The 4,283-nt window shown below is 67.8% G+C and carries 3 protein-coding genes; 1 reads left to right on the forward strand and 2 read right to left on the reverse strand.

The annotated features are described in order from the left end of the window. On the reverse strand, window positions 1–2,376 hold a 2,376-nt coding region (mutS, locus tag ACXJKR_RS25745; protein WP_457325226.1), incomplete at its 3' end, for a DNA mismatch repair protein MutS. A 362-nt stretch (window positions 2,377–2,738) separates the two neighbouring features. Here mutS and ACXJKR_RS25750 point away from each other — a divergent pair. Further along, complete coding sequence (locus ACXJKR_RS25750; RefSeq protein WP_457325227.1) at window positions 2,739–3,809, forward strand: porin; 1,071 nt, start codon at window positions 2,739–2,741, stop codon at window positions 3,807–3,809. Between the two features lie 86 nt (window positions 3,810–3,895). Here ACXJKR_RS25750 and ACXJKR_RS25755 read toward each other — a convergent pair whose 3' ends face one another. Further along, window positions 3,896–4,210: an energy transducer TonB gene (locus ACXJKR_RS25755; RefSeq protein ID WP_056196838.1), complete on the reverse strand. Its 315-nt coding sequence runs from the start codon at window positions 4,208–4,210 to the stop codon at window positions 3,896–3,898. Between the last annotated feature and the right edge of the window lie 73 nt (window positions 4,211–4,283).

Genomic DNA, 4,283 nt, shown 5'->3' on the forward strand with positions numbered 1-4,283 from the left:
CTCCAGCGTCGCGCGAGCCTGGCGCACGAGGCTGGCGGGCATGCCGGCCAGCTTGGCGACCTGCACGCCATAGCTGCGGCTGGCCGGGCCGGGCTGCAGCTCGTGCAGGAAGACGATGTCCTCACCGCTCTCCACGGCCGACACGTGCCAGTTCTGCGCCTGCGCATGCTTGGCGGGGAACTCGGTCAGCTCGAAGTAGTGCGTGGCGAACAGCGTGAACGCGCGCGTCTTGTCGTGCAGGTGGCTGGCGATGGCCGACGCCAGTGCCAGGCCGTCGAAGGTGGACGTGCCGCGGCCGATCTCGTCCATCAGCACCAGGGATTGGTCGGTGGCCGAATGCAGGATGGCCGCGCCTTCGGTCATCTCCAGCATGAAGGTGGATTGAGCGTTGGCGAGGTCGTCCGCCGCGCCGATGCGGGTGTGGATGGCGTCCATCGGCCCCAGGCGACAGCTCGTCGCCGGCACATAGCTGCCTATTGATCCCAGCAACGCGATCAGCGCCACCTGGCGCATGAACGTGCTCTTGCCGCCCATGTTCGGGCCGGTGATGACGAGCAGCTTGGTACGCGCATCGAGCTTGCAGTCGTTGGGCATGAACTCCGTGCCGCCGGTCTCGTGCAGGCGGGCCTGCACGACGGGGTGGCGGCCGGCTTCGATCTCCAGGCAGGGCTGGGTGACGAACTCCGGCCGGCACCAGTTCAGCGTGACGGCGCGTTCGGCGAGTGCAGCGAGGGCGTCCAGCCCGGCCAGCGTGCGGCCCAGCGCCGTCAGCGGCTCCAGGCGGCTGATCAGGGCGTCGATGACCTGCTCGTACAGCAGCTTCTCGCGCGCCAGCGCCCGCTCGTTGGCGGACAGGGCCTTGTCCTCAAAGGCCTTCAGTTCCGGCGTGATGTAGCGCTCGGCGTTCTTCAGCGTCTGGCGGCGCTGGTAGTCCATCGGCACCTTGTCGACCTGGCCCTGCGTCACCTCGATGTAGAAGCCATGCACGCGGTTGAACTGCACGCGCAGGTTGGCGATGCCAGTGCGGGCGCGCTCGCGGGTTTCGAGGTCGAGAAGGAAGCCGTCGCAGTTCTGCTGGATGCCGCGCAGCTCGTCAAGGTCGGCGTCGAAGCCGTCGGCGATGACACCGCCGTCGCGCGTCAGGATGGCCGGCTCCAGCGCGATGGCGCGCTCCAGCAGCTCCTGGATGTCGGCCGGCGGGTTCAGGCAGGCGTCGCGCAATGCCGCGGGTGTCACAGCGCGCAGTTGCGGCAGCACCTGAAGCGTCGCGCGCAAGCCGGTCAGCTCGCGCGGGCGCACCTGGCGCAGCGCGATGCGGGCAGCGATGCGCTCGACGTCGCTGACCGATTTCAGCGCTTCGCGCAGGGGCTCGAAGCCTTCGTCGTGCAGGGCGGCGATGGCGTCGTGGCGCGAGACGGCTTCCGCCCGGTCACGCTTGGGATGCAGCAGCCACTGGCGCAGCGTGCGGCTGCCCATACCGCTCTTGCAGGTGTCCAGCAGCGAGAAGAGGGTGGGACTCGGCTCGCCGCGCAGCGTCTGCGTCAACTCCAGGTTGCGCTGGGTGGCGGGCGGCAGGTCCAGCAGCTCGCCGCTGCGCTGCACGCGCAGGGAGCGCACGTGGGCGAGAGCCCGGCCCTGGGTGTGTTCGGCAAACGCCAGCAAAGCGCTGCCGGCCGCGTGAGCCAGCGTCAGCTCATGCGCGTTGAAGCCCTGCAGGCCGGCCACGGCCAGTTGTTCGCACAGCTTGCGCTGGCCCAAAGCGGCGTCGAACTGCCAGCTCGGCCGGTTCGTGACCGGGAAGCGCGCCTTCATGACGCCCGACGGCTGCTGCTCGCGGTTCACCAGCACCTCGGCTGGCGACAGGCGGGCCAGCCAGGCGGGCAGCTCCACGTCGCTGCATTCGGCCAGGCCGATCTCGCCCTGGGTCAGCGACAGCCAGGCCAGGCCATGGCGGCGGYCGTGGCCGGAGACGGCCAGCAGCACGGCGTCCTGCTTGTCGGCCAGCAACTCGGTGTCGGTGATGGTGCCGGGCGTGACGACGCGCACGACCTTGCGTTCGACCGGCCCCTTGCTCGCGCCGACCTCGCCGACCTGTTCGGCAATCGCCACGGCCTCGCCCAGCTTGATCAGCTTGGCGAGATAACTCTCCAGCGCGTGCACCGGCACGCCGGCCATGACGACGGGCTGCCCCGCGCTCTGGCCGCGCTGCGTCAGCGTGATGTCCAGCAGTGCGTTGCACTTGCGCGCGTCATCAAAGAAGACTTCGTAGAAATCGCCCATCCGGTACAGCAGCAGCGTGTCCGGGAAGTCGGCTTTCAGGCCCAGGTACTGGGCCATCATGGGCGTGTGGGCGCTGAAGTCAGCGGGCTGGGTCATCGGCGTCGAGCAAATAACAAAGCCCCCCGGCGGAGGGCTTCAGAATGGGCGACAGTTTACGCGGCGGCCAAGTAGGCTGGCCCGTCGGTTGAGCGGCCGACGGCCACGGAGCCTTCGCTGTGCTCCTGGCTTGCCGACGAGGCGCGCCGGCTGCCAACCTCCGTCTGGACAAGGGCGAACCGCTGGAGCGCTGGAATCGGCCTTCGCGACGGACAAAGCGCCATCAGTCCCCCACGGAACGAGCGCTGGCGAACGATGCCTACCGATATGTTTTATGTTGCTGTGGCGGTGTGTTTGGTGCTATGAATACCCGTCCCACCAGGTGGGCCCCGGATCCTGCACAWCAACACATGGAGACCGCCATGAAGACAGGACGTTGGAGGGTGGGCTTTGTGGCCCTGGCCACTGCGGCTGTGGGCGTGCAGGCGCAGCAGGCGGGGAGCGTGCAGCTCTTTGGCCTGATGGACATCGGCGTACAGCAGCTCAAGGCCGACGGCGTCGGCAAGCGCCACCTGGTCACCAGCGACGGCAACGCCTCCAGCCGCCTCGGCGTGCGTGGCAGCGAGGATCTGGGCGGCGGGCTGAAGGTTGGCTTCTGGCTGGAGTCGGCCCTGTTGGTGGACGACGGCAGCAGCGGTGCGACGAGCACCAACAACAAGGACTCCATCAGCGGCGGCCTGACCTGGGCGCGCCGCGCGACGGTGCAGTTGTCCGGTGACTGGGGCGAACTGCGCCTGGGCCGCGACTATGTGCCGTCCTTCATCAACCTGACGATGACCATGCATCCCTTCGGCCCCAATGGCGTCGCCAGTTCGGGGCTGTTGTTCTATCCCGCGCCCGCCAATGGCACGACGCCGCGCACCAATGCGCGGGCGTCCAACTCCATCGGCTACTTCCTGCCGCCGGGCCTCGGCGGTGTCTATGCCCACGTGATGCTGGCCTTGGGCGAGCAGGGTGATGGCCCGACGCAAAGGGACGGCCAGCTGCAGGGCATGCGCATCGGCTGGCGCAACGAGGCCTTCAACGCCGCGGTCGCGTCTACGCGCACCCGCTATGCGACGGGCGACTACAAGCAGAGCAATGTCGGTGMGGCCTGGCAGTTGGGCCCGGTCAAGCTGATGGGACTGTGGGGCGAGAACAAGGTCGGCACGACGAAGACGACGGCGCGCATGGTGGGCACGCGGTGGCAGGTGGGCCCGCAGGGCGAAGTCCGCTTTGCCTACACGACCTTGAGCGCCAAGGGCGTGGCCAGCGACGCGAGTCATATCGCGCTCGGCTATGTGCACGATCTGTCCAAGCGCACCGCGCTGTATGGCAACGCCGCCCGCGCCGACAACAAGGGCACTGGCGTGCGCTTCAACGTGGGCATGGCGACGACGGTGCCGGGCGGCAACTGCAGCGGTACCGAACTCGGCGTTCGCCACAGCTTCTGAGCGGCGCAAGAAACACCCATAAAGAGCAAGGCCCGCAACGCGGGCCTTGTTGATTCAGCGAAGCGCTTGGCTAGCGAAGCGTCTRATTAATCTTCCGACTTGAACACCAGCTTGACTTCGTGGGTCTGGGCGGCGCCGGTGCCTTCGAACTTCCACTGGCTCAGGGCTTCGGTGGCGGCACGGTCGAACACGCGCTTGGGTTCGGCTTCGACGATGGCGACATCCGAGACCTTGCCGTCGCCGGCAATGGTCATCTTGGCGCGCACGCTGCCGGCGCTGATGTTCTTCTTGACGGCCTCATTGGGGTACTCGGGAGCGACCTTCTTCAGAACCTTGGCATCGGCGTGGGCCAGGGAGGCAGCGGCGACGAGGGCGAGAGCGACAGCGGAGCGGGCAAACATCAGTAGCGTCTTTCGGGCGGTTTGATTGGGGGAACAGAGCGGCTCTGGCCGCGTTGCAGCACGCATTCTGGCG

The sequence above is a fragment of the Roseateles sp. P5_E11 genome, from assembly GCF_054049355.1.